Genomic DNA, 24,926 nt, shown 5'->3' on the forward strand with positions numbered 1-24,926 from the left:
CGCCGTACGGGACAATCGACGTATTGGCCCACCCGTCTCCCACCGCCACCCTGTGGGAGCCCTACGGGCGCTCCTTTTGTTCAACCACGGGGAGGAACCGTGTCCGGATTCGTTGAAAAGCCCGAGCCGATCCAGGTTCCGGGCCTGGTGCATCTGCACACCGGCAAGGTGCGCGAGCTGTACCGGAACGAGGCGGGCGACCTCGTGATGGTCGCCAGTGACCGCATCTCCGCCTACGACTGGGTGCTGCCGACCGAGATCCCCGACAAGGGCCGGGTCCTCACCCGGCTCTCCCTGTGGTGGTTCGAGCAGCTCGCCGACCTGGCCCCGAACCACGTGCTGAGCACCGAGCTGCCCCCCGGCGCCCCCGCCGACTGGGAGGGCCGCGCCCTGGTCTGCAAGTCGCTGCGGATGGTCCCCGTGGAGTGCGTGGCCCGCGGCTACCTCACCGGCTCGGGCCTGGCGGAGTACGACGAGACCCGCACCGTCTGCGGCCTCGCCCTGCCCGAGGGCCTGGTCGACGGCTCGGAGCTGCCCGCCCCGATCTTCACCCCGGCCACCAAGGCCGAGGTCGGCGAGCACGACGAGAACGTCTCCTACGAGGAGGTCGCCCGGCAGGTCGGCCCGGAGACCGCGGCCGACCTGCGCCAGGCGACCCTCGCCGTCTACTCCCGCGCCCGGGACATCGCCCGCGAGCGCGGCATCGTCCTCGCGGACACCAAGTTCGAGTTCGGCTTCGACGGGGACGACGGCCTGGTCCTCGCCGACGAGGTCCTCACCCCGGACTCCTCCCGCTTCTGGCCGGCCGACCGGTGGCAGCCGGGCCGCGCGCAGCCGTCGTACGACAAGCAGTTCGTGCGGGACTGGCTGACCTCGGCCGAGTCCGGCTGGGACCGCGGGAGCGAGCAGCCCCCGCCGCCGCTGCCGCAGCAGGTCGTGGACGCCACCCGCGCCAAGTACGTGGAGGCCTACGAGCTGCTGACCGGCCAGAGCTGGTCGTAGCCCGAACGGAGACACGAAGAAGCCCCCGGCCGGAGCCGGGGGCTTCTCACACGGAGCGAACGACGAGGTTCGAACTCGCGACCTCAACCTTGGCAAGGTTGCGCTCTACCAACTGAGCTACGTTCGCACTGCGCGGTGGTCGGAAGTCCGGGGACTTCGCCGTGGCGCGAGAGCCACTATACCCAACCGCGCTCCCGGGCGAGACGCACCGCCGCGTGCCGGTTCTCCGCACCGAGCTTGCTCGCGGCCGACGACAGGTAGTTCCGCACGGTCCCCTCGGCGAGCGCGGCGCGCTCGGCGATCTCCGAGACGGGAGCCCCGTCGGCGGCGTGCTCCAGGACCTCCGCCTCGCGCACGGTCAGCGGTGAGTCCCCGGCGGAGATCGCGTCGGCGGCCAACTCGGGGTCGACGTACCGGTTTCCGGCGTGCACCGTGCGGATCAGCTCGGCGAGCCGCTGGGCGCTGACCGTCTTGGGGACGAACCCGCGCACTCCCGCCGCGAGCGCCCGCTTCAGATGCCCGGGCCGTCCGTGACTGGTCACGATCAGCACCTTGCAGTCGGGCAGCTCGGCCCGCAGCGATGTGGCGACCTTCACACCGTCGGCGCCGGGCATCTGGAGGTCCAGCACGGCGACGTCCGGGGCGTGCGCCCGCGCCATCGCCAGCGCCTCCGGGCCGGTGGCCGCCTCGGCGACGACGACCAGGTCGTCCTCCAGGGACAGCAGGGCCGCCAGGGCCCCGCGGATGAGGTGCTCGTCGTCGGCGAGCAGAACACGCACGGTCGTCGTCACGACGCGGCCCCCAGCGCGGCCCCGGCAGCGGCGTCCGGCAGCGGCACCTCGGCGGTCAGCCGGAACACGCCCCTGTCCACGATCCCCGCCTCCAGTGTGCCGTCGACCGCGGAGAGCCGCTCCCGCAGCCCCGCGAGCCCGGAACCGCCCGAGCCCGCCGGGGGGCCGTCCCCGCCGGTCTCCGCCACGCCGTCGTTCTCCACCGTCAGCACCGCACGTCCTTCCGACATCCGCACCGTCACCGCGACCTTCTTCGCGTCCCCGTGCCGCAGCACGTTCGTGGTCGCCTCCCGCACCACCCAGCCGAGCGCCGACTGCACCTCGGCGGGCAGGCCGGCCGTCTCGCCGGTGACCTCCGAGACGATGCCCGCGGCCGAGAGCACGCCCCGGGCGCCGGCCAGTTCCACCTCCAGCGCGGCCTCCCGGTAGCCGCGCACGACGTCCCGGACCTCGCGCTGCGACTCCTGGGCGATGCGCTGCACCTCGATCATCTGCTCCACCGCCTCGGGCCTCCCGCGCCGGGACAGCTGGACGGCCAGCTCGCTCTTGAGCGCGATCACCGCCAGGTTCCGCCCCATCACGTCGTGCAGATCCCGGCCGAAGCGCAGCCGCTCCTCGGCGACGGCGAGCCTGGCCCGGGTCTCCCTGGCGTCGTCGAGCGCGTAGACCGCGCTGAGCAGCCAGAGGGAGAAGATCGAGGTGACGGCGAGGAACCCGCCGGTCACCAGCACCAGACCGGCCAGCACGACCGACGCTAGGACGGGCATCTCCAGCGGGAAGGTCATGAGCCCCGCGCCCACCGCGAAGGCGGCGACGACGGAGGCCACCCGCCGCCGGGCGCGCACCCCGAGTGTGATGACACCGGCGGCGAAGCACACGACTCCGCCGTAGACCGAGCCCGCCGCGGTCTCCACCTCGCCCGCCGGTCCGCGCTCGGCGATCACGACCGCGGTCACCGAGACGACGGCGGTGACGGCGACGAGCGCCCACATCAGCCGCACGGGCTGGGGGCGTCGGCCGAGCGTCCAGTCCAGGGCCCGGGACGAGACCAGCATGCAGACGGCGGCGTGCGCGGTGACCAGCAGGCACAGCACGGTGGCGAGTCCGACGCCGGTCCGGCCGTAGGCGGTCACCCCCAGCGCCAGGATCTCGATGACCCCGAAGAAGTGGAACGACCACCGCGTGTACGTCTCCACCTTCTGCGGCGTGCTCTTGAGCCGCCACCATCCGCCCGGCCTGCGCATCCGTCCGCTCCGCTCGGTCCGTACGTCCCCGTACGTCAGTGCCGTGGCTCCCACCGGAACCATCGCCGTACAGCAAACACCGCGAGCACGGTCCAGGCCACCGCCGTCGCCACCGCGCCCAGCGCCTCGCCCGCCGACAGACCGCCGGTCCAGCCGCCGCGCACCAGGGTGACGACGGGGGTCAGCGGCAGCAGCTCGCACACGGAGGCCACCCGGTCGGGCAGCAGCTCCAGCGGGAAGAACAGGCCGGAGGCGAGTATCGAGACGAACGTGAACGGCAGCGGCGTGACCTGGGCGCTCTCACCGGTCCTGGTGAAGCTCGCGGTCACCGCCGCGAGCGCGGCGCACATCACCAGGCCCAGCAGCAGGCCGGCGACGGCCAGGAGGGGTGCCGCCGGCGCGGACAGGTCGAGCAGGACCGCGCAGCCCACCGCCAGCAGCAGGGACTGCACGAGCCCGCTGAGGACGGCCGGCAGGGCGGAGCCGCCGAGGATCTCCACGTCCCGCAGTTCGCCGGTGCGCAGCCGCTTGAGGACGAGTTCCTCGCGCCGGACGACGAAGACCCCGACCAGGGCCGAGTAGACGGCGAACAGCAGGGAGAAGCCGATCGCGGCGGGCAGCACCAGAGTGCCGATGGTCAGCCCGGCCTTGCCGAGGTCCATCTCCTCGGCCCCCGCCCGCACGCTGAACGGCATCACGAACGGGATGAACAGCGCGGCGAAGACGGTGCCCTTGTTCCGCCCGAGCAGGATCAGTTCGGCACGGGCGAGGGCGGTCATGCGGCCCGGCGCCGTGGTGGTCGCGGCCCCGGTGGCGCGCTCGGCGCGGGGCCGGGTGTCCGTGGCGCTCATGCCGCGTACTCCTTCTCCGTCTCGGTCTTCCCCGTCGGTGCCGTGGTGCCGGCCGACCTCGCGGACACCTCCTTGGCGATGCTGAGGAACGCCTCCTCCAGCGACGCCGAGCGCACGTCCAGGCGGCGCAGCTCCACCGACGCCTGCGCGGCCCACACCAGCAGGCCGGTGGCCGCGCGCTGGAGTTCCCGGGTGCGGAGCCTGACCGTCCGGCCGTCGGTCTCGTGGTCGCTCACGCCCAGTTCGGCCAGCGGCGGCAGGTCGCCGGCGAAGTAGCCGTCGGGCAGTTCGAAGGAGATGCGGGACGGCTGTGCGGCGGTCACCTCGGCCGGGGTGCCGGTGGCGGCGATCCGGCCCTCGTGCATGATCGCGAGGCGGTCGGCGAGGTGCTCGGCCTCCTCCAGGTAGTGCGTGGTCAGCAGCACCGTCGTACCGCCGTCGCGCAGCGCGCTCACCAACTCCCAGGTGTCCCGGCGGCCTTCGGCGTCCAGGCCGGTGCTGGGCTCGTCGAGGAAGAGCACCTCGGGGTCGCCGAGCAGCGCGAGTGCCAGGTCCAGGCGGCGCCGCTGGCCTCCGGACAGCTGCTTGACGCGGGTGCCGGACTTGGCCTCCAGGCCCACCAGCGCCAGCACCTCGGCCGGCGGCCGGGCTCCGCTCACGCAGCCCGCCCACATCCGTGCCGTCTCGGCGACGGTCAGCTCGGAGGGGAATCCGCCCTCCTGGAGCATGACCCCGGTGCGGGGGCGTACGGCGGCCCGCTCTGTGTACGGGTCGTGTCCGAGGACGCGCACCCGCCCGCCGGCCGGTGCGGCGAGCCCTTCCAGCAGCTCGACCGTCGACGTCTTGCCGGCGCCGTTGGTGCCGAGCAGCGCGAAGACCTCACCGCGGCGCACGGAGAAGTCGATCCCGCGCACGGCCTCGAACCCGCCCCCGTACACACGCCGGAGGCCGGTGACCTCAATCACGTGTTCGTGTCCGTTGGTTTGCATGCCTCAAGCATTCCGGCGCACCGGGCGGCCCGACAGTGCGAGCCGTCATCACCGGACATGACAAATGTCAGAGCCGCCGGGGGCGCCCGGGTACGGGCACACGAAAAGACCCCGGTCCTTGATGGACCGGGGTCTCATTCCCGAGCGGACGACGAGGCTCGAACTCGCGACCTCAACCTTGGCAAGGTTGCGCTCTACCAACTGAGCTACGTCCGCAGTTGCTCCCGATCAGCGGTTCACTGATCGGTGCGGGCACCAGCCTACCTGATCCAATCGGGTCACGGTTGGGCGATGCGGAGCGGGTGACAGGAATTGCACACTGCGCCTTCCCCCTGGAAGGGGGATGTTCTACTACTGAACTACACCCGCATGTTCCGTGAGCTGGGCCTTTCGGCCTCGCCCCTCGGCGTGCTCCAGACTTTAGCTGATCACCCGGGGTGTCGCGCAAGTCGGTTGCCGCGAGGGGCGGCTGAGCGGCCGTCGGCCGCTCCCGCCGGACCGCACGGCTCACTGCGCCTCGGCGAACGCCTCGTACACCTTCTTCGGGATCCGGCCCCGCGCGGGCACGTCCATCTTGTTCGACTGGGCCCAGGCGCGGACCGCCGCCGGGTCCGGGGCGACCTCCGTCTGCCGGTAGGCCCTGCCGGACCGGGAGCGCTTGCGGCCGGCCGAGACGTACGGCTCGAGCGCCTTGCGCAGTTTCCGGGCATTGGCTTCGTTCAGGTCGATCTCGTACATCCGGCCGTCGACTCCGAAGGCGATCGTCTCCGCCGCTTCCGAGCCGTCGATGTCGTCAAAGAGAGTGACCACGACACGCTGCGCCACGAATATCGGTCCCTTCGTGCGGCATCTCCGCGATGACGTGCCCGAACGTGTCAAGACGCCGCGATGATGCCGACTGTTCGCCTGTAATTGGGCAAAGTATCGGCTAATGACATTTCATTTGTACAGTGCCCGGCATTGCAATGGGAAGACCGACTAAATCTCTCCGCGTGTCCGTCCGGCAATAGGTACCCGCGCCCGATCCCGGGATCTTTCCCGAAGCTTTTCGTGACGGCCCCCTTCCGATGCCGAATCGTGACTGGGGTCACGTAGTTTCCTCCAAGGCTACGCGCGTAGAAATTTTGTACGGGTAGTCTGAAGGAACCTGCTCAGCACCACACACCGGGAGTGCCAGTGGCACGCGTCGTAGTCGACGTCATGCTCAAGCCGGAGATCCTCGACCCCCAGGGCCAGGCGGTGCAGCGCGCACTGCCGCGACTGGGTTTCGAAGGGATCTCGGACGTCCGTCAGGGAAAGCGATTCGAACTGGAAGTGGACGGGCCGGTCGACGACGCCGCCCTCGCCCGCATCCATGATCTTGCGGAATCCTTCCTCGCCAACACCGTGATCGAGGACTTCACCGTCAAGGTCGAGTCCGAGGACGTGGTCGCGGGGGCCGCGAAGTGACCGCTCGTATTGGCGTCGTCACTTTCCCCGGCAGCCTCGACGACCGGGACACGCAGCGCGCGATCCGCGTCGCCGGCGCCGAACCCGTCGCTCTCTGGCACAAGGACAAGGACCTCAAGCAGGTCGACGCCGTGGTGCTGTGCGGCGGTTTCTCGTACGGCGATTATCTGCGCGCCGGAGCCATCGCCCGCTTCTCGCCCGTGATGGAGACCGTCATCGAGCAGGCGAAGGCCGGCCTGCCGGTGCTGGGCATCTGCAACGGCTTCCAGATCCTCACCGAGGCCCACCTGCTGCCCGGCGGCATGCTGGGCAACGACCACCTGCACTTCGTCTGCCGCGACCAGAAGCTGCGGGTGGAGAACGCGGGCACCGCCTGGACCAGCGACTACACCGCCGGGCAGGAGATCCGCATCCCGCTGAAGAACATGGACGGCCGCTACGTCGCCGACCGGCGGACGCTGGACGAGCTGGAGGCCGAGGGGCGGGTGGCCTTCCGCTACCTGGACATGAACCCCAACGGCTCGCTCAACGACATCGCCGGCATCACCAACGCCGCCGGGAACGTCGTCGGCCTCATGCCGCACCCCGAGCACGCCGTCGAGTCGCTGATCGGCACGGGCCGCACCGACGGCCTCCCGTTCTTCACCTCGATCCTCAAGAAGCTGGTCAACGCATGAGCCGGACCCCTCTGGACACGGTCGAGCACGCGGCCGGGACCCCCGACACCGAGCTGCCCTGGGCCGAGCTGGGCCTGAAGAAGGACGAGTACGAGCGGGTCGTGGAGATCCTCGGCCGCCGCCCCACCGGGGCCGAGCTGGCCATGTACTCCGTCATGTGGTCCGAGCACTGCTCGTACAAGAGCAGCAAGGTGCACCTGCGCCAGTTCGGCGAGAAGGCCCCCGAGTCCGAGGCGATGCTCGTCGGCATCGGCGAGAACGCCGGTGTCGTCGACGTCGGCCAGGGCTACGCGGTCACCTTCAAGGTCGAGTCGCACAACCACCCGTCGTACGTCGAGCCCTACCAGGGCGCGGCCACGGGCGTCGGCGGCATCGTCCGCGACATCATCGCGATGGGCGCCCGCCCGGTCGCGGTCGTCGACCCCCTGCGCTTCGGTGCCGCCGACCACCCCGACACCAAGCGCGTCCTGCCGGGCGTCGTCGCCGGCATCGGCGGCTACGGCAACTGCCTGGGCCTGCCCAACATCGGCGGCGAGGTCGTCTTCGACCCCTGCTACCAGGGCAACCCGCTGGTCAACGCCGGTGCCATCGGCGTCATGCGGCACGAGGACATCCACCTCGCGAAGGCGTCCGGCGCGGGCAACAAGGTCATCCTGTACGGGGCCCGGACCGGCGGCGACGGCATCGGCGGCGCGTCGATCCTGGCCTCGGAGACCTTCGACGACGCGAAGCCCTCCAAGCGGCCCGCCGTCCAGGTCGGCGACCCCTTCCAGGAGAAGCTCCTCATCGAGTGCACCCTGGAGGCCTTCGCCGAGAAGCTGGTCGTCGGCATCCAGGACCTGGGAGCGGCGGGCCTGTCCTGCGCGACCAGCGAGCTGGCGTCGAACGGCTCGGGCGGCATGCGCGTCACCCTGGACGACGTACCGCTGCGCGACTCCACCCTCTCGCCCGAGGAAATCCTCATGAGCGAGTCGCAGGAGCGCATGTGCGCGGTCGTGGAGCCGGAGAAGGTCGACCGCTTCCTGGAGATCTGCGACAAGTGGGACGTCATCGCCACGGTGATCGGTGAGGTCACCGACGGCGACCGGCTGGAGATCTTCTGGCACGGCGGCAAGATCGTCGACGTCGACCCGCGCACGGTCGCCCACGACGGCCCGGTCTACGAGCGCCCCTACGCCCGCCCCGACTGGCAGGACGCCCTCCAGGCCGACGACGCGGGCAAGCTGCCCCGGCCGGGTACGTCCGACGAGCTGAAGGCCCAGGTCCTCAAGCTGGTCGGCTCGCCCAACCAGGCGTCCAAGCAGTGGATCACCCAGCAGTACGACCACTTCGTGCAGGGCAACACCGTCCTCGCCCAGCCCGAGGACTCGGGCATGATCCGCGTGGACGAGGAGTCCGGCCTCGGCGTCGCCATCGCGACCGACGGCAACGGCCGCTACGCCAAGCTCGACCCGTACACGGGCGCGCAGCTGGCGCTGGCGGAGGCCTACCGCAACGTGGCGACGACCGGCGCGAAGCCGCTGGCCGTCTCCGACTGCCTGAACTTCGGCTCCCCGGAGGACCCGGCGGTCATGTGGCAGTTCGCGGAGGCCGTGCGCGGCCTGGCCGACGGCTGTCAGCAGCTCGGCACCCCGGTCACGGGCGGCAACGTCTCGCTCTACAACCAGACCGGCGAGGCGGCCATCCACCCCACCCCGGTGGTCGCGGTCCTGGGCGTCATCGACGACGTGGCCCGCCGCACGCCGGTCGCCTTCCAGGAGGACGGCCAGCTGCTGTACCTGCTGGGCGACACGCGTGAGGAGTTCGGCGGCTCGGCCTGGTCCCAGGTCGTCCACGACCACCTCGGCGGTCTGCCCCCGAAGGTCGACCTGGAGCGCGAGCGCCTGCTGGGCGAGATCCTGATCTCCGCCTCCCGCGACGGCATGATCGACTCCGCGCACGACCTGTCCGACGGCGGTCTGGTCCAGGCGGTCGTCGAGTCGGCGCTGCTGGGGGAGAAGGGCGCGCGTCTGGTCGTACCGGACGGTCTCGACGCCTTCACCTTCCTGTTCTCGGAGTCGGCGGGCCGTGCGGTCGTCGCCGTCCCGCGCTCGGAGGAGCTGCGCTTCAACGACATGTGCGGCGCCCGAGGCCTGCCCGTCACCCGCATCGGCGTGGTCGACGGCGACGCGGTCGAGGTCCAGGGCGAGTTCACCCTGCCCCTGGAGCAGCTGCGCACGGCGCACGAGGAGACCATCCCGGCGCTGCTCGCGTAAGCGGCCGTACGACACCGAGGTCCCGTCCGGGCGTTCCGGACGGGACCTCGGCGTTTCAGCGGACGTAGCTCTTGAGGATCTCCGTGTCGAGTTCGATCCCGACCGGATCGGGGAGGACCGCCGTCTCGCCGAAATCCGTGAGGCGGATGTCGCGATAGCCACCGACCCGCTGGTCCGTGCGGCTGTGCACCGTGACCGTACAGGTGTCCCGGTCGATCAGCAGGTACACGGGGACCCCCGCCTGTCCGTACGCGGCAGGCTTCTCGTGCCGGTCACGCCGATCCGTGTCCGAGTCGTACGACGTGACCTCGACGACCATGAGGGCACCGTCCGGGTCGGCCCACTCGCCGTGCCCCGCGAAGTGAGCCTCGGGCGTGAGCACGGCGTCCGGTCGGGCCCTGCTCTGCCGGTAGGCGTCGACCCGTAGCCCTTGTGTCTGGTACAGGTCCAGGTCGGGTCGCGCCTGCATACAGCGTTTGGCCAGCCAGGACACGATGCTGTTGTGGTCCCCGTCTGTCACCGGTTTGGTCCCGATCCGTCCGTCGATGAACTCCAACGTGACGGTCTCGGGGGCGGCGGAGGCGATCGTTTCGAACTCGTCCACCGACATCTGAGACGTGTGCTCGGCCATAACCGTCATGGTGCACCTCCTTTCAGGCGCGGACCAGTGTTTCCGTAGCTATGGCGCTCAGGGGGCGGCTTTGGAGGTCCGACACCCGTACGAGCGACGCTGGCGCGAGATTACGGACTTACGTAATCTCGAAGAAGTGAAGCAACTGGAAGAACGCGTAGCCGACCTCGAACGCCGCCTCGCCGCGCTGGAAGCCGCCGACCGGCCGGCGCCCCGCCCTCGGGAGGGCGACCTCTGGGCCCTGGAGGAGTTGAAGGCGCAGTTGGCCGAGCTGGGCGCGGCGGCCGGCGGGGTGCTGTTCACCGGCTCCGTCCACCTGCCGACCGGGGAGCAGTACGCCTGGCAGCACGGCGCGCTCACCGAAGGTCTGCTGGACGCCGACTGGGCCGAGTCCGCCGAGGTGTTCGCGGCGCTCGGGCATCCCGTGCGGCTGCGGCTGCTGCGGGAGGTGCTCGGCGGCCGGCGCACCGCCGCCGAGCTGGCGGAGCTGGACGGGATGGGCACGACCGGCCAGATCTACCACCACCTGCGCCAGCTCACCGGCGCCGGCTGGCTGCACACCGCCGGCCGGGGCCGCCACGAGGTGCCGCCGGGGCGGGTCGTACCGCTGCTGGTGGCGCTGTCGGCCGCGCGTAACTGACCGGGACGGCCATTGCCGTCAGGACCGTCACGAGCAAGGGGGAACGAACGATGTCCGTACCGTCCGTACGCAAGCTCGCCATGATCACCTTCCGGGGGCTGCAGCTCGCCTTCGTCGCCCTGGTGGCCGTCGGCGTCCTCTTCGACCCGGGGATACCGTGGTGGTGCGTCTTCCTGCCGCTGGTCCTCGCCTACGTCCTGATCACCGTGGTCAACCGGTGGAACGGCGGCGCCCCGGACGCGCCGGGCAGGTCCCGCGAGCCCGTCGAGGTCGCCCCGCCCGTCACCGGCCGCTGGTCCGCGCTGAACAGCCCGGCCGACCGCACCCCGAGCCACGGCGTCCACGCCTACGGGCAGACCTTCGCCATCGACCTCGTCGCCGAGCCGGAGCCCGGCGCCCGTCCCGGCTTCCGCGTCCTGTGGCCGCTCGCCCGGCACGGCCGCGCGTTCCCGGCGTTCGGCGCCCCGGTCCTCGCGGTGGCCGACGGCACCGTCGTACGCGCCGACGACGGCCGGCGCGACCACCTGAGCCGCAACTCGCTGCCCGCGCTGCTGTACCTGATGCTCGTCGAGGGCTCGGTGCGGGAGATGGCGGGCGTCCGCCGCATCGTCGGCAACCACCTCGTCCTCGACCTCGGCGACGGCACCCACGCCCTGTACGCCCACGTGCAGCGGGGTTCCGTCGCCGTCCGCGAGGGCGAGCGCGTCCGGGCCGGCCAGATGCTCGCCCGGTGCGGCAACTCCGGCAACTCCACCGAGCCGCACGTCCACTTCCAGCTGATGGACGGCCCCGACCCGGACACGGCACGGGGCGTCCCCTTCACCTGGACCGGCATCGGCGTCCCACACAACGGCGAGGTCTTCGAGGCGCCCACGCCGACCACCTCGCCCGCATAGGCTCACCGCATGCCGCCCGCCAGGAAGCGCCCCCGCGCCTACGACCCCGTCCGCACCCGTGCCGCCGTCCTCGCCCAGTTCGGCAACGTACGGGCGGCGGTCCGCGCTCTCACCCCGGAGCAGCTCGCGCTGTCCACCCGGCTCGGGGACTGGACCGTGCGGGACCTGGTCGCGCACGTCGGGACGGCGCTGACCGCCGTGGACCGGCTGCTCGGAGAGCCCGAGCCGGTGCGGCAGGACGGGCGGCTGCTGGACTGGCCGTTCGCGATCGGCGCCGACGCGGACGCCATCGCCGCCACCGCCCGCCGGCTCGCCGCCGGGCACCCCGACCCGGACGCCCACCTCGCCGAGGCCGAACGGCGCTTCACCGAGCGGCTCGACACCCACCCCGGCGGCAGGCTGCTCCCCACCAGCGCGGGAGCCCTGCCGCTGGCCGACTACGTCGTCACCCGCACCGTCGAGCTGGTCGTGCACACCGACGACCTGAACGCCGCCGTCCCCGGCCTCGACATCCCGTACGACCGGCAGGCCCTGGCCGCCGCGACCCGGCTGCTGGCCGACGCGCTCGCCGTGAAGGCGCCCGGTGGCTCGACGGAGGTGCGGATCCCGCCGTACGCGGTCGTGCAGTGCGTGGAAGGCCCCCGGCACACCCGGGGCACCCCGCCCAACGTCGTCGAGACGGACCCGCTGACCTGGGTCCGGCTCGCCGCCGGACGGCTGGCCTGGAAGGACGCTCTGGCCGGGGCGAAGGTGAGCGCGAGCGGGGAGCGGGCCGACCTCGGAGCGCTGCTGCCGCTGCTGAGCTGAGGGGGAAGGCCGACGGGAACCGGACGGAACCGGATCTTCCCCGGCTCCGTCGAATCGGCATGTACAGGCAGAACAGGAAGACGCAGCAGCAGAAGACACAGCAGAAGAAGACACAGCAGAACAGGCAGACGCGGCCGCGCACGCGCGGGCAGCAGCGCGGCACGACCCTGGCCGTGGCCGCCGTCGCCGCGCTCGTCCCCTTCGCCGCGGCCTGCGGCAGCGAGAAGGCCGGCGACTCCGGCAGCGGCTCCGCGGACGCGGGCGGTCAGCGCGTCACCGGTGTGCGGTGGAGCATCGACAGCGTCACCGTCGACGGCACCACCCACCGGGCGCCGGACGCGGCGCACGTGAGGATCGACGACGGCGGCGAGGCCGCGGGCAGCACCGGCTGCAACAGCTTCAGCGCCCGCGCCGACATCGAGGACCGGGGCGACGGCGCACGGGTCCGGCTCAGCGACGCCATGTTCACCGAGAAGGCCTGCGACAAGACCCCCGCCGGCTTCGAGAAGTCCCTCGGCCGCGCCCTCACCACCGGCCCGCTCACCACGAAGGGCGAGGGGGAGCGCCTCACCCTCACCACCGCCGACGGCGACACCGTCCGGCTCAGCAGGTCCGAGGACGCGCCCCTCCACGGAACGAAGTGGGTCGTGGACACTCCGGGGCACAAGGGCGACGAGGGCCGCGCCCGCCTCACCTTCGACCGGGACGCGAAGACCGTCTCCGGACACCTTCCCTGCAACCGCGTCAACGCCTCGGCCACCGTCGGCGACGGGCGTATCACCCTCGGCGCCCCGTCCACGACCCGAATGATGTGCGAAGGCTCACTCATGGCCGCCGAGAAGCGGCTGCTCGGCCTCTTCGACGGCAAGGTCACCTATCGTATCGATCATGAAACCCTCACGCTGACCAGCGAAGACGGCGCCACGGTCCGGGCCGTCGCCGAGCAGTGATCCACTGCTGACCCCCGGTCCCCAATTCGGACCAGTGGTCGACCTCGCCTACACTCGGTGGCGTGCCACGTGGTGACGGTCGACTCAATCACGATCTGCTTCCCGGCGAGAAGGGCCCCCAGGACGCTTGCGGCGTCTTCGGAGTCTGGGCTCCGGGCGAAGAGGTCGCAAAGCTCACTTACTTCGGGCTGTACGCCCTCCAGCATCGGGGCCAGGAGTCCGCGGGTATCGCGGTCAGCAACGGCTCCCAGATCCTCGTCTTCAAGGACATGGGCCTGGTGTCCCAGGTCTTCGACGAGACCTCGCTCGGTTCGCTCCAGGGTCACATCGCGGTCGGTCACGCCCGCTACTCGACCACCGGTGCCTCCGTGTGGGAGAACGCCCAGCCGACGTTCCGTGCCACCGCGCAGGGTTCCATCGCGCTCGGGCACAACGGCAACCTCGTCAACACCGCCCAGCTCGCGGAGCTGGTCGCCGACCTGCCCAAGCAGGACGGCCGCTCCACCCGCGTCGCGGCGACCAACGACACCGACCTGGTCACCGCGCTGCTCGCGGGCCAGGTCGACGACGACGGCAAGCCGCTGACCGTCGAGGAGGCGGCCGGCAAGGTGCTGCCCCAGGTGCGCGGCGCCTTCTCCCTCGTCTTCATGGACGAGCACACCCTCTACGCCGCCCGCGACCCGCAGGGCATCCGCCCGCTGGTGCTGGGCAGGCTGGAGCGCGGCTGGGTGGTCGCCTCCGAGTCCGCCGCCCTGGACATCTGCGGCGCCAGCTTCGTCCGGGAGATCGAGCCCGGCGAGTTCGTCGCCATCGACGAGAACGGCCTGCGAACGACTCGCTTCGCAGAAGCGAAGCCCAAGGGCTGTGTCTTCGAGTACGTGTACCTGGCCCGCCCGGACACCGACATCGCCGGGCGCAACGTCTACCTCTCGCGTGTCGAGATGGGCCGCAGGCTGGCGAAGGAGGCACCCGTCGAGGCCGACCTCGTCATAGCGACCCCGGAATCCGGCACCCCCGCCGCGATCGGGTACGCCGAGGCCTCCGGCATCCCCTTCGGCAACGGACTGGTGAAGAACGCCTACGTCGGCCGGACCTTCATCCAGCCCTCACAGACCATCCGCCAGTTGGGCATCCGCCTGAAGCTGAATCCCCTGAAGGAAGTCATCAAGGGCAAGCGGCTGGTGGTCGTCGACGACTCCATCGTCCGCGGCAACACCCAGCGGGCGCTGGTCCGCATGCTCCGCGAGGCCGGCGCGGCCGAGATCCACATCCGGATCTCGTCGCCGCCCGTGAAGTGGCCCTGCTTCTTCGGCATCGACTTCGCCACCCGCGCCGAGCTCATCGCCAACGGCATGAGCGTCGAGGAGATCGGCACCTCGATGGGCGCCGACTCCCTGGCGTACATCTCCATCGACGGCATGATCGAGGCGACCACCATCGCCAAGCCGAACCTGTGCCGCGCCTGCTTCGACGGCGAGTACCCGATGGAACTCCCCGACCCCGAGCTGCTCGGCAAGCAGCTCCTGGAGACCGAGCTGGCCGCCGGGCCCGCCGGTACGGCCGCCGCCGACGCCATCCGTCGCCCGTAGCCGTCCGCCTCCCTGGCCCCACCGCCGTACGACACGAAGGTTCTCATCGTCATGCCTGACACAACTGGTGCCAGCTACGCAGCTGCCGGCGTCGACATCGAGGCGGGCGACCGCGCCGTCGAGCTCATGAAGGAATGGGTCAAGAAGACGCGGCGCCCCGAGGTCCTCGGCGGCCTCGGCGGCTTCGCCGGCCTCTTCGACGCCTCCGCCCTCAAGAACTACGAGCGTCCGCTGCTCGCCTCCGCCACCGACGGCGTCGGCACCAAGGTCGACATCGCCCGGCAGCTCGGCGTCTACGACACCATCGGCCACGACCTGGTCGCCATGGTCATGGACGACATCGTGGTGTGCGGCGCCGAGCCGCTGTTCATGACCGACTACATCTGCGTCGGCAAGGTCCACCCCGAGCGGGTCGCCGCCATCGTCAAGGGCATCGCCGAGGGCTGTGTGCTGGCGGGATGCGCCCTGGTGGGCGGCGAGACGGCCGAACACCCCGGCCTGCTGGGCGCGGACGACTTCGACGTCGCCGGCGCCGGTACGGGCGTCGTGGAGGCCGACCGGCTGCTCGGCCCGGACCGCATCCGTACGGGTGACGCGGTGATCGCCATGGCGTCCTCCGGGCTTCACTCGAACGGGTACTCGCTGGTCCGCCACGTCCTGCTGAACGAGGGCGGCCTGGCGCTCGACGCCCACCTGGACGGTCTCGGCCGCACCCTCGGCGAGGAGCTGCTGGAGCCGACCAGGATCTACTCCCTGGACTGCCTGGCCCTCATGCGCACCGCCGAGGTCCACGCCTTCAGCCACGTCACCGGCGGCGGGCTCGCGGCCAACCTGGCCCGTGTGATCCCCGACGGCCTGCACGCCGTGGTCGACCGGTCCACCTGGACCCCGGGCGCGATCTTCGACCTCGTCGGCCGGACCGGCGACGTCGAGCGCCTGGAGCTGGAGAAGACCCTCAACATGGGCGTGGGCATGATCGCGATCGTGCCCGAGGAATCGACGGACGTGGCCCTGACGGCCCTCGCCGACCGCGGCGTGGACGCCTGGGTGGCCGGCGAGATCACCGACCGCGGCGAGCACACGACGGGTGCCGAGCTCGTGGGCGACTACGCCGCCTGAGGCACCGCGGGTGCGGCGGATGACGTGGGTAGCACAGAACCCGGTCGGTGACGGAGGTCACCGACCGGGAAGGTGTTCAGTGCAAGGTCAAGCGCCGCGTCGCTGTTGGGAAGGGGACTGGCCGTCCTCATCCTCGTCGTCGTCCTCATAGAGGTCGGCGTAACGTGCGTACACGTCGTCGTCCTGCTCATCGTCCTCGAATTGCTCGCCGTTCGGCGGTTGTGCATTCGATGGCGATGCGCCCAGCTCCTCGGCCAGGCGGGAGAGATCAGTCCCACCGCTGTTGTACTTCAGCTGGCGGGCGACCTTCGTCTGCTTGGCCTTGGCCCGGCCGCGCCCCATGGCTCGACCCCCTCAACGACGGGGCTCGACGGCCCCAGAGTCTTGACACGCGTTCATGGTCCGGAACGGGCTCTCCGTGGAGAGACCGGTCCGTAGGGCTTCCACGGTACCTGAGCCCACGCCCATACGGTACGTCGCCCGCAGCACGTGGCCCTGCCCAGGACCGCCGAGGCGCCCCGTCCTCGCTGGTCAACCGCGATTTTAACCACCTTTCGGCGGTCGACCCGCCGGGATAAGTGAGAGTTCTCTCGAACTGCCCCCCGACGGGTACCCGTCAAACCTGCGAAGGCCCTGCCGGGCCACCGCCGTACGACGGCCGGATCACCGCCGGGTACGGGCCTCCGCCATCCGCTGCTCGGCGATCCGGTCGGCCGCGGCGGCCGGCGGAATACCGTCCTCCTTCGCACGTGCGAATATGGCCAGCGTGGTGTCGTAGATCTTCGAGGCCTTCGCCTTGCACCGGTCGAAGTCGAAGCCGTGCAGCTCGTCGGCGACCTGGATGACACCGCCGGCGTTCACCACGTAGTCCGGGGCGTAGAGGATCCCGCGGTCGGCGAGGTCCTTCTCGACGCCCGGGTGGGCGAGCTGGTTGTTGGCCGCGCCGCACACCACCTTGGCGGTCAGCACCGGCACGGTCTCGTCGTTCAGCGCGCCGCCGAGCGCGCAGGGTGCGTAGACGTCCAGGTTCTCCACCCGGATCAGCGCGTCGGTGTCGGCGACGGCGACCACCGACGGGTGCCGCTCGGTGAGGGCCCGCACCACGTCCTTGCGCACGTCGGTCACGACCACGTGCGCGCCCTCGGCGAGCAGGTGCTCGACCAGGTGGTGGCCGACCTTGCCGACGCCCGCGATGCCGACGGTGCGGTCGCGCAGCGTCGGGTCGCCCCACAGGTGCTGGGCGGCGGCCCGCATGCCCTGGTAGACGCCGAAGGAGGTGAGGACGGAGGAGTCGCCCGCGCCGCCGTTCTCGGGGGAGCGCCCGGTGGTCCAGCGGCACTCGCGGGCCACGACGTCCATGTCGGCGACGTACGTGCCGACGTCGCAGGCGGTGACGTAGCGACCGCCGAGCGAGGCGACGAACCGGCCGTAGGCGAGGAGCAGTTCCTCGCTCTTGATCTGCTCCGGATCACCGATGATCACGGCCTTGCCGCCACCGTGGTCGAGCCCGGCCATGGCGTTCTTGTACGACATCCCGCGCGCGAGGTTCAGCGCGTCGGCGACGGCCTCCGCCTCGTTCGCGTACGGGTAGAAGCGGGTACCGCCGAGTGCGGGGCCCAGGTCGGTGGAGTGGATGGCGATGACGGCCTTGAGACCGCTGGCGCGGTCCTGGCAGAGCACGACTTGCTCATGACCCCCCTGGTCCGAGTGGAACAGGGTGTGCAGTACATCAGCAGGTGCGCCGGTTACGTCGGTCACGGTGGTGACTCCTGTGTAGTTGCGGCGATGGGTGGCAGGCCCCGTGCGGGTGGCGGGGACTGTGGCACGAGATTAGAGCCTGGTGGTGCCCGCCCGCCGCACAGTGCTCAGGATCACCTCCGCACGGAGTACGGGCGTGCGACGATTTGCAGAGATTCTCGCGCGTTTGTGATCCGTTTCCACGGCTTTCCGCAGGTTTTCGCGTCGGTGCGCGGGGGAGGGAGCAGGCGTGCCCAAGGTGTCCTCGGTGATCGTCCCGTACGCGGCGTACCTGCGCGTGTACGAGCCGCTGGCGGCCTTCCCCGACGCGGAACGCGCCCACTGGGCCCGCTACGCCCGCCGCCCCGGCCGGCCCTCCTACCAGGACGAGCTGCGCCGCTCCCTGGCCGACCTGCTGCCCACCCCGCCCGTGGCGGTGCCGGTGCACGAGAGCGCCGACGCCTTCGTGACGGAGGTGGACGGCGTGGTCTGCGTGTGCCCCTGGCGGACCCGGCTGCGCGGCTGGCAGGCCCTGGGCGACCTGGCCGAGGACTTCCCGGAGCCGGTCCTGGACGCCCTGATCCCCCCGGTCGTACGCCGCCAGAGCACCCAGGACTACGAGCGCTGGCTGGAGCGCAACCCGGACGCCCGGCCCTGGATCCGCACGGCCACCTGGCAGGTGCCGATCAACTGGTTCGTGCTGGTCTCCGACGCGGAGCGGGAGTACGACGGGGGCGGCGTCGCCGAGGGGGCGGACGCGCCGGTGCTGCGCTACCGGACGCCGATGGTGCAGGCCCGGCGGCGGGTGGCCCGGGGGCTGCGGGCCCTGCGGGAGGCCGTGGACGAGGGACCGCTCATCGACGGTCTGGTGGACGTGGGGCGCTGGCTGGAGGAGTTCCACCCGCGTTCCCTGGTCGAGCTGGACTACGGAGGGCTGGTGCACGCCCTGCCGGCGGGCGAGTTGGAGGCGGACCACTCCGCGGCGGACGTCGCCGAGGGGATCGAGGCGCTGCGTCACGGCGACGGGGCCGCCGCGGGGGCCGCGTACGGGCGCCTCGTGGAGCGCTGGCGGGCCGTCCGGGACCGGCGGTCCGCGAACTGACGTTTGACGTACCGCCCGATGTGGGGTTTCGTCTTCCGCTCCGACACGTGTTCGGTGTGGGCTCATCCCTTGCCGACAAAGGACGTAGGTCCCGATCCGGGCGTATGCGTCAAGCGTGACGGACCGCACGTACATCACTCTTGCGCCGCTTCCCCCTCCTCATGCCAAAATAGGACAAGGAGCCCGGGGAGGGCTCCTTCCGTCCTGCTGTGATGCACTGTGGGCGGAATCTCAGCATTGCACGCTTTGGGGGGTCTGATGGCAGGTCTGGTGACCCCTGATCGCCCTGTGACTGATCGTCACAGTGGCGTGACTGTCCGCTATGGCATGGTCCATCGGCTTCCGTCGCTGATGAACACCTGGGAGGGCAATTCCATCGGTTTGGCCGACGCGGCTGGACAGATGGTGTAGTTGTAGTGCCGAGGACAAGCCGTTCGTCCTATAACCGACTCGACTCGCGTCCGCCATTTCGGGCAACGCGGGTCAAGGTGCAGAATTTAGAGGAATGAACCGAGAAGGTTCGGTTCTCCCGAGGAGGCCGCTCATGACCGCTCGCACCCCTGATGCCGAGCCGCTGCTGACCCCGGCTGAGGTCGCCACCATGTTCCGCGTCGACCCGAAGACGGTCACGCGCTGGGCGAAGGCCGGCAAGCTCACGTCGATCCGCACGCTCGGCGGGCATCGCCGCTACCGCGAAGCCGAGGTCCGCGCCCTGCTCGCGGGCATTCCGCAGCAGCGCAGCGAGGCCTGACAACTCAATAACCGGGCAGAACGGCAGGTCCCCCAACCTGTCGAGGCGCCTGGAACCACAGCTCCAAGCGACGCCGTCCCTGCCCCAACAGAGGTGCGTCGTTGATCGCGCTGGACTCCGCCGGGTCCAGCGCGATTTCTTTGTGCCCGGGCCTCGGCTCGGGTTCCCACTCGGGTCCGCGCCCGGGTGTGCACCCGGTTTCGTGTGCGGTCCTGTGCCGGGTGGCGGGTCGGCGGCCGGTTCTGTGAGCGGGCTTGTCGGAGTCTGGGGAGGGGTGTCGGATCCACTGTGCGAGCACTGCGAAGGCGGTGCAATTGCACATATTAAATTGACCAGTTGTAGGGGAGCCGTAAGTGCCGCCATTTCAAAAACTCATGCGGTGACACCCGTCACACGGCACGGTGGTTGTTGGGTGCGGCGCCCGTGCGCTATTGGGGGCCTGGCCTCCAGGAGGGCTGCGGCGCAAGGGCGTTGGGGCTCGCACCGTTCAGGCCGTGGGCGCGCTCCCGTCGTCGACGCCCTCTTGACGGCCCGTAGGAGACTGTGGCGCCGGCGAGTCCAGCGCCAGCCGCAACAGGCGGTGGCAGACAGGGCAGTGGCGTGTCAGGTGACCGTAGGACGACGCGGCCGACAGATGCGCGCGGAGCAGGGCCCGCGTCTCGTGCCTGACCGATGCCGTCATGCGCCACCTCCAGGGGCTGCACGGGGGATGTGCCCTGTCTTTGGAGTACCGAGCGAATGTGACGCCGTCAAGGCCACGAGAGGGGCGCTGAGGGCTGCTGGGGGCTTTGGGTGGCTTCCGGGGCTTCAGGGGGCATGCGCACAGAAAGAAACCCCGCACCGAGTGATCGGTGCGGGGTCTTCACTGCGGTCCTGACGGGATTTGAACCCGCGGCCTCCACCTTGACAGGGTGGCGAGCACTCCAAACTGCTCCACAGGACCAGGTTTCGCGGCGCTTCTTGTGCGTTGCGCTGCGAGAAGAGACTGTACAGGAGGGTGGGCCGCCGGTCGAACTCACCCTCCGTGCGGGCTCCGTCACGGGCCGGTCAGGGCGCGAGCGCGTCGATCGCCTTCACGATCCGCTTGTCGGAGACGGGGTACGCCGTGCCCAGCGCGTGGGCGAAGTAGCTGACCCGCAGCTCCTCGATCATCCAGCGGACGTCGAGGACCTGCTGCGGCACCGGCCGGCCCTGCGGCATCTGCTCCAGCAGCCACGCGTACTCGTCCCGCATCTCGTGGACCTTCTCCATGCGGGAGGTGTCCCGCTGGACCCCGGTCGGCATCTGCTGCAGCCGCCGGTCCGCGGCGACCAGGTAGCGCATCAGATCCGGCAGCCGCCTGATCCCCGCCTCGGTGACGAAGCCCGGCTTCACCAGCGCGTCCAGCTGCGTCCGGACGTCCTGGAGGTTCGCCAGCAGCGCGGGGCTGCGCACGGCCTTCAGGCGGCGCTCGCAGGCCTGCCAGGCCGCCAGCACCTGCTGCACCTGGCCCACCGTGCGGATGGTCGTGTCGACGATCTCCGCGCGGACCTTGTCGTAGAGCTTGCGGTACGACTCCCGGTCCCACGCCGGGCCGCCGAAGTCCGCGATCAGCCGGTCCGCCGCAGCCATGGCGCAGTCGTCGAACAGCGCCTGGATCGAACCGTGCGGATTCGCGGACAGGCCCAGCTTCTGCTGGTTGGTCAGCTTTTCGGACGCGAACTTCGCCGGGTTGACCGGGATGTTGCGCAGGATCAGCCGGCGCGTGCCCCGCCACATCGCCTGGGCCTGCTCGGCCTCGGTGTCGAAGAGGCGGACGGAGACGGTGTCGCCGTCGTCGACCAGCGCCGGGTAGGCCTTCACCGGCTGGCCGGCCCGGCGGGTCTCGAAGACCCGGGTCAGCGTGCCGATCGTCCAGTCCGTCAGGCCCGTGCGCTCCAGCGACTCGCCGCCGCTGCGCTCCGCGGTGGCCGCCGCGGCCTGCGAGAGGGCCTTGCGGGCCTTCGGGCGCAGCCGGAGCTTCAGCGCCTCCAGGTCCTTGTCCTCGGCCAGTTTGCGGCGGCGCTCGTCGACGATCCGGAAGGTGATCTTCAAGTGGTCGGGGACCTTCGCCCAGTCGAAGTCCTCGGCGTCGAACGGCACCCCCACCATGCGCTTCAGCTCCCGCGCCATGGTCACCGTCAGCGGCTCCTGGAGGGGCACCGCCCTGTCCAGGAACTTCTGCGCGTAGTTCGGCGCGGGCACGTAGTTGCGGCGGACCGGCTTGGGCAGGGAGCGGATCAGCTCCGTGACGACCTGCTCGCGCAGGCCGGGGATCTGCCAGTCGAAGCCCTCGTCCGTGACCTGGTTGAGTACCTGGAGCGGCACGTGGACCGTGACGCCGTCGGCGTCCGCACCCGGCTCGAACTGGTACGTCACCCGGAACTTCAGCGGGCCCTGGCGCCACGAGTCCGGGTAGTCGTCCTTGGTGACCGCCCCCGCCTTCTCGTTGATGAGCATCTCGCGCTCGAAGTCGAGGAAGTCGGGCTGCTCGTGCCGCTTGTGCTTCCACCACGAGTCGAAGTGCGCGCCGGAGACGACGTGTTCGGGCACCCGCTGGTCGTAGAAGTCGAACAGCGTCTCGTCGTCGACCAGGATGTCCCGGCGCCGCGCCCGGTGCTCCAGCTCCTCGACCTCCGTCAGGAGCCTGCGGTTGTCGGCGAAGAACTTGTGGTGCGTGCGCCAGTCGCCCTCCACCAGGGCGTTGCGGATGAACAGCTCGCGGCTGACCTCGGGGTCGATCCGCCCGTAGTTCACCTTGCGCTGCGCCACGATCGGCACGCCGTACAGCGTGACCTTCTCGTACGCCATCACGGCCGCCTGGTCCTTCTCCCAGTGCGGTTCGCTGTAGGTGCGCTTGAGGAGGTGCCCGGCGAGCGGCTCCACCCACTCGGGCTCGATCTTCGCGTTGACGCGGGCCCAGAGGCGAGAGGTCTCCACCAGCTCGGCCGACATCACGAACCGCGGGGGCTTCTTGAACAGCGCCGAGCCGGGGAAGATCGCGAACTTGGCGTTGCGCGCCCCTAGGTACTCGTTCTTGCCCGTGCTCCTCCCGCCCTCCCCGCCGGCGTCCTTGACGTCCTTCATGCCGACGTGGGAGAGCAGCCCGGCCAGCAGCGACACGTGCACCCGGTCGTCGGGCGCGGCGTCCTCGGCGTCGTTGAGGTGGATGCCCATCTGCTTGGCGACCGTGCGCAGCTGGGTGTAGATGTCCTGCCACTCGCGGATGCGCAGGAAGTTGAGGTACTCCTGCTTGCACATCCGGCGGAAGGACGACGAGCCGCGCTCCTTCTGCTGCTCGCGCACGTACCGCCACAGGTTCAGGAACGCGAGGAAGTCGCTGGTCTCGTCCTTGAACCTGGCGTGCTGCTGGTCGGCCTGGGCCTGCTTCTCCGCCGGGCGCTCGCGCGGGTCCTGGATGGACAGGGCCGCCGCTATGACCATGACCTCGCGGACACAGCCGTTCTTGTCCGCCTCCAGCACCATCCGGGCCAGCCGCGGGTCGACGGGCAGCTGGGCGAGCTTGCGGCCGGTGTCGGTCAGCCGCTTGCGCACGTCCTTCTGCGCCGGGTCGAGCGCGCCCAGCTCCTGAAGGAGCTGCACCCCGTCGCGGATGTTGCGGTGGTCCGGCGGGTCGATGAAGGGGAACTTCTCGATGTCACCGAGGCCGGCCGCGGTCATCTGAAGGATGACGGAGGCGAGGTTGGTCCGGAGGATCTCGGCGTCGGTGAACTCCGGGCGCGCGTTGAAGTCGTCCTCGGAGTACAGCCGGATGCAGATGCCGTCGGACGTACGGCCGCAGCGGCCCTTGCGCTGGTTGGCGCTGGCCTGCGAGACCGGCTCGATCGGCAGCCGCTGGACCTTGGTGCGGTGGCTGTAGCGGGAGATGCGGGCGAAGCCGGGGTCGATGACGTACTTGATGCCCGGGACGGTGAGGGACGTCTCGGCGACGTTGGTCGCGAGGACGATCCGGCGCCCGGTGTGCTGCTGGAAGACACGGTGCTGCTCGGCGTGCGACAGCCGCGCGTACAGCGGCAGTACTTCCGTGCTGTGCCAATTGGCGCCTCCGGCGCGGGTGTACTTCTTCTCCAGCGCGTCCGCTGTGTCGCGGATCTCGCGCTCGCCCGAGAGGAAGACGAGGATGTCGCCCTTGCCCTCGCCCATCAGCTCCTCGACGGCGTCGGTGATCGCCGTGATCTGGTCCCGGTCGGCGTCCTCGCCGTCCTCCTCCAGGAGCGGGCGGTAACGCACCTCCACGGGGTACGTCCGTCCGCTGACCTCGACGATCGGGGCGTCGCCGAAGTGCCGGGAGAAGCGCTCGGGGTCGATGGTGGCCGAGGTGATGACGACCTTGAGGTCGGGACGCTTCGGCAGCAGCTGGGCGAGGTACCCCAGCAGGAAGTCGATGTTGAGGGACCGCTCGTGGGCCTCGTCGATGATGATCGTGTCGTAGGCGCGCAGCTCGCGGTCGGTCTGGATCTCGGCGAGCAGGATGCCGTCCGTCATCAGCTTGATGAAGGTGGACTGCGGGTTCACCTGGTCGGTGAAGCGCACCTTCCAGCCGACGGTCTCCCCGAGCGGGGTGTCCAGCTCGTCCGCGACTCGCTCGGCGACGGTGCGCGCGGCGATCCGGCGGGGCTGGGTGTGGCCGATCATGCCGCGGACGCCGCGGCCCAGCTCCACACAGATCTTCGGGATCTGCGTGGTCTTGCCGGAGCCGGTCTCACCGGCGACGATCACGACCTGGTGATCACGGATGGCCGCCGCGATCTCGTCCTTCTTCTGGCTGACCGGGAGCTGCTCGGGGTAGCTGACGGCCGGCACCCGCGCCCGGCGTTCGCCGATGCGCTGCTCGGCCTTGGCCACCTCCGTCTCGATCTCGGCGAGAACGGCGGCGCGGGCCTCCGGCTTACGGATCTTCCGCGCACCCTCCAGCCTGCGGCCGAGCCGGTGCGCGTCGCGCAGCGACAGTTCGGTCAGCCGGGGGGCGAGGGTGCCGAGGGCGGGGGCAGGGTGCGTAGACATACGGGTTCCAGGATCTCATCCCGGGGAAAATCCTGGCGAACGCTTTTGCCGCCGCCTCCCCGGACGCGTGTGCGGGCCGGCGTGCGAGTCCGCATACGACAAGGCCCCGATCCGGAGATCGGGGCCTTTGCCGTGGCTGGGGCCGGGGTCGAACCGGCGACCTATCGCTTTTCAGGCGATCGCTCGTACCAACTGAGCTACCCAGCCGCGAGGTTTCACGTGAAACCTCAGCGGTCCTGACGGGATTTGAACCCGCGGCCTCCACCTTGACAGGGTGGCGAGCACTCCAAACTGCTCCACAGGACCAAGCCTCGTACGACAGTGTCGCACATGTACTCCGTCATCCCGCCGGTGTCGGCGGGGCCGACGCCGGCGCGGACCCGCTCGCGGGGTGGGCCGAACA

Annotated in this window: 22 protein-coding genes and 6 tRNA genes; 12 read left to right on the forward strand and 16 right to left on the reverse strand. The window is 70.5% G+C overall.

The window, feature by feature from the left end:
* Positions 1-99 precede the first annotated feature (99 nt).
* On the forward strand, positions 100-1,002 hold the full coding sequence (locus ACIQFU_RS28580) for a phosphoribosylaminoimidazolesuccinocarboxamide synthase (RefSeq protein WP_402555193.1): 903 nt from the start codon (positions 100-102) through the stop codon (positions 1,000-1,002).
* Between the two features lie 54 nt (positions 1,003-1,056).
* Here the strand turns inward: ACIQFU_RS28580 and ACIQFU_RS28585 are convergent.
* The 8 genes from ACIQFU_RS28585 to ACIQFU_RS28620 form a co-directional block, all read right to left on the reverse strand.
* Positions 1,057-1,129: transfer RNA gene (locus tag ACIQFU_RS28585), tRNA-Gly, on the reverse strand.
* A 49-nt stretch (positions 1,130-1,178) separates the two neighbouring features.
* On the reverse strand, positions 1,179-1,793 hold the full coding sequence (locus tag ACIQFU_RS28590; protein WP_402555195.1) for a response regulator: 615 nt from the start codon (positions 1,791-1,793) through the stop codon (positions 1,179-1,181).
* On the reverse strand, positions 1,790-3,037 hold the full coding sequence (locus ACIQFU_RS28595) for a sensor histidine kinase (protein WP_402555312.1): 1,248 nt from the start codon (positions 3,035-3,037) through the stop codon (positions 1,790-1,792). The genes ACIQFU_RS28590 and ACIQFU_RS28595 overlap by 4 nt, the downstream gene beginning before the upstream one ends.
* Before the next feature lie 35 nt (positions 3,038-3,072).
* On the reverse strand, positions 3,073-3,888 hold the full coding sequence (locus ACIQFU_RS28600) for an ABC transporter permease (RefSeq protein ID WP_402555197.1): 816 nt from the start codon (positions 3,886-3,888) through the stop codon (positions 3,073-3,075).
* A complete protein-coding gene (locus tag ACIQFU_RS28605; protein ID WP_402555198.1) occupies positions 3,885-4,877 on the reverse strand; it encodes an ABC transporter ATP-binding protein in 993 nt (330 codons plus the stop codon). The genes ACIQFU_RS28600 and ACIQFU_RS28605 overlap by 4 nt, the downstream gene beginning before the upstream one ends.
* Before the next feature lie 143 nt (positions 4,878-5,020).
* Positions 5,021-5,093 (reverse strand) — tRNA-Gly (locus ACIQFU_RS28610).
* A gap of 81 nt (positions 5,094-5,174) precedes the next feature.
* Positions 5,175-5,246 (reverse strand) — tRNA-Gly (locus ACIQFU_RS28615).
* A gap of 138 nt (positions 5,247-5,384) precedes the next feature.
* Complete coding sequence (locus tag ACIQFU_RS28620) at positions 5,385-5,702, reverse strand: Lsr2 family protein (RefSeq protein WP_402555200.1); 318 nt, start codon at positions 5,700-5,702, stop codon at positions 5,385-5,387.
* 351 nt (positions 5,703-6,053) lie between these two features.
* On the opposite strand from ACIQFU_RS28620, the gene purS reads away from it, so the two are divergent.
* The 3 genes from purS to purL are packed head-to-tail and all read left to right on the forward strand — an operon-like array spanning position 6,054 to position 9,258.
* Entirely contained in the window at positions 6,054-6,326 is a 273-nt protein-coding gene (purS, locus tag ACIQFU_RS28625; protein ID WP_003974895.1) for a phosphoribosylformylglycinamidine synthase subunit PurS, read from the forward strand.
* Positions 6,323-7,003 carry a phosphoribosylformylglycinamidine synthase subunit PurQ gene (gene purQ, locus ACIQFU_RS28630; protein WP_402555202.1) on the forward strand — a complete coding sequence of 227 codons (681 nt, stop codon included), beginning with the start codon at positions 6,323-6,325 and terminating at the stop codon, positions 7,001-7,003. The genes purS and purQ overlap by 4 nt, the downstream gene beginning before the upstream one ends.
* Positions 7,000-9,258: a phosphoribosylformylglycinamidine synthase subunit PurL gene (purL, locus tag ACIQFU_RS28635; protein ID WP_402555204.1), complete on the forward strand. Its 2,259-nt coding sequence runs from the start codon at positions 7,000-7,002 to the stop codon at positions 9,256-9,258. The genes purQ and purL overlap by 4 nt, the downstream gene beginning before the upstream one ends.
* Before the next feature lie 55 nt (positions 9,259-9,313).
* On the opposite strand, the gene ACIQFU_RS28640 is transcribed toward purL, so the two are convergent.
* A complete protein-coding gene (locus ACIQFU_RS28640) occupies positions 9,314-9,898 on the reverse strand; it encodes a Uma2 family endonuclease (RefSeq protein ID WP_402555206.1) in 585 nt (194 codons plus the stop codon).
* A gap of 127 nt (positions 9,899-10,025) precedes the next feature.
* Here ACIQFU_RS28640 and ACIQFU_RS28645 point away from each other — a divergent pair, with 127 nt between their 5' ends.
* From ACIQFU_RS28645 to purM, 6 genes are all read left to right on the forward strand, one after another.
* Positions 10,026-10,529 carry an ArsR/SmtB family transcription factor gene (locus tag ACIQFU_RS28645; RefSeq protein WP_402555208.1) on the forward strand — a complete coding sequence of 168 codons (504 nt, stop codon included), beginning with the start codon at positions 10,026-10,028 and terminating at the stop codon, positions 10,527-10,529.
* 50 nt (positions 10,530-10,579) lie between these two features.
* The gene (locus ACIQFU_RS28650) at positions 10,580-11,425 is read left to right on the forward strand and encodes a M23 family metallopeptidase (RefSeq protein WP_402555210.1); all 846 of its coding nucleotides are present in this window, start codon (positions 10,580-10,582) and stop codon (positions 11,423-11,425) included.
* Between the two features lie 9 nt (positions 11,426-11,434).
* The gene (locus ACIQFU_RS28655) at positions 11,435-12,232 is read left to right on the forward strand and encodes a sterol carrier family protein (RefSeq protein ID WP_402555212.1); all 798 of its coding nucleotides are present in this window, start codon (positions 11,435-11,437) and stop codon (positions 12,230-12,232) included.
* Positions 12,233-12,291: 59 nt separating this feature from the next.
* Positions 12,292-13,182, forward strand: a complete 891-nt coding sequence (locus tag ACIQFU_RS28660) for an META domain-containing protein (RefSeq protein ID WP_402555214.1) — start codon at positions 12,292-12,294, stop codon at positions 13,180-13,182.
* A 62-nt stretch (positions 13,183-13,244) separates the two neighbouring features.
* Positions 13,245-14,771, forward strand: coding sequence for an amidophosphoribosyltransferase (gene purF, locus ACIQFU_RS28665; RefSeq protein ID WP_402555216.1), 1,527 nt, complete (start codon positions 13,245-13,247; stop codon positions 14,769-14,771).
* Between the two features lie 51 nt (positions 14,772-14,822).
* Complete coding sequence (gene purM, locus ACIQFU_RS28670) at positions 14,823-15,890, forward strand: phosphoribosylformylglycinamidine cyclo-ligase (protein WP_402555218.1); 1,068 nt, start codon at positions 14,823-14,825, stop codon at positions 15,888-15,890.
* Between the two features lie 87 nt (positions 15,891-15,977).
* Here the strand turns inward: purM and ACIQFU_RS28675 are convergent, their stop codons facing one another.
* Together ACIQFU_RS28675 and ACIQFU_RS28680 are read right to left on the reverse strand one after the other, a co-directional pair.
* Positions 15,978-16,232: a DUF3073 domain-containing protein gene (locus tag ACIQFU_RS28675; protein WP_333750058.1), complete on the reverse strand. Its 255-nt coding sequence runs from the start codon at positions 16,230-16,232 to the stop codon at positions 15,978-15,980.
* 321 nt (positions 16,233-16,553) lie between these two features.
* Complete coding sequence (locus ACIQFU_RS28680; RefSeq protein ID WP_402555220.1) at positions 16,554-17,648, reverse strand: Leu/Phe/Val dehydrogenase; 1,095 nt, start codon at positions 17,646-17,648, stop codon at positions 16,554-16,556.
* A 229-nt stretch (positions 17,649-17,877) separates the two neighbouring features.
* On the opposite strand from ACIQFU_RS28680, the gene ACIQFU_RS28685 reads away from it, so the two are divergent.
* Both ACIQFU_RS28685 and bldC read left to right on the forward strand, forming a co-directional pair.
* Positions 17,878-18,729 (forward strand): hypothetical protein, encoded by an 852-nt coding sequence (locus tag ACIQFU_RS28685; protein ID WP_402555222.1) that lies wholly within the window; start codon positions 17,878-17,880, stop codon positions 18,727-18,729.
* A gap of 544 nt (positions 18,730-19,273) precedes the next feature.
* Positions 19,274-19,480 carry a developmental transcriptional regulator BldC gene (gene bldC / locus ACIQFU_RS28690; RefSeq protein ID WP_003949541.1) on the forward strand — a complete coding sequence of 69 codons (207 nt, stop codon included), beginning with the start codon at positions 19,274-19,276 and terminating at the stop codon, positions 19,478-19,480.
* A gap of 487 nt (positions 19,481-19,967) precedes the next feature.
* Here the strand turns inward: bldC and ACIQFU_RS28695 are convergent, their stop codons facing one another.
* The 5 genes from ACIQFU_RS28695 to ACIQFU_RS28715 all read right to left on the reverse strand — a co-directional run bounded on the left by ACIQFU_RS28695 (position 19,968) and on the right by ACIQFU_RS28715 (position 24,829).
* Positions 19,968-20,162, reverse strand: coding sequence for a DUF6274 family protein (locus tag ACIQFU_RS28695; protein ID WP_402555224.1), 195 nt, complete (start codon positions 20,160-20,162; stop codon positions 19,968-19,970).
* A gap of 186 nt (positions 20,163-20,348) precedes the next feature.
* A tRNA-Asp gene (locus tag ACIQFU_RS28700) sits at positions 20,349-20,423 on the reverse strand.
* A 104-nt stretch (positions 20,424-20,527) separates the two neighbouring features.
* Positions 20,528-24,523, reverse strand: a complete 3,996-nt coding sequence (hrpA, locus tag ACIQFU_RS28705) for an ATP-dependent RNA helicase HrpA (RefSeq protein ID WP_402555226.1) — start codon at positions 24,521-24,523, stop codon at positions 20,528-20,530.
* A gap of 133 nt (positions 24,524-24,656) precedes the next feature.
* A tRNA-Phe gene (locus tag ACIQFU_RS28710) sits at positions 24,657-24,730 on the reverse strand.
* Between the two features lie 24 nt (positions 24,731-24,754).
* Positions 24,755-24,829 (reverse strand) — tRNA-Asp (locus tag ACIQFU_RS28715).
* Positions 24,830-24,926 lie beyond the last annotated feature (97 nt).

The sequence above is a fragment of the Streptomyces sp. NPDC093065 genome (assembly GCF_044754585.1).
GTDB lineage: Bacteria > Actinomycetota > Actinomycetes > Streptomycetales > Streptomycetaceae > Streptomyces.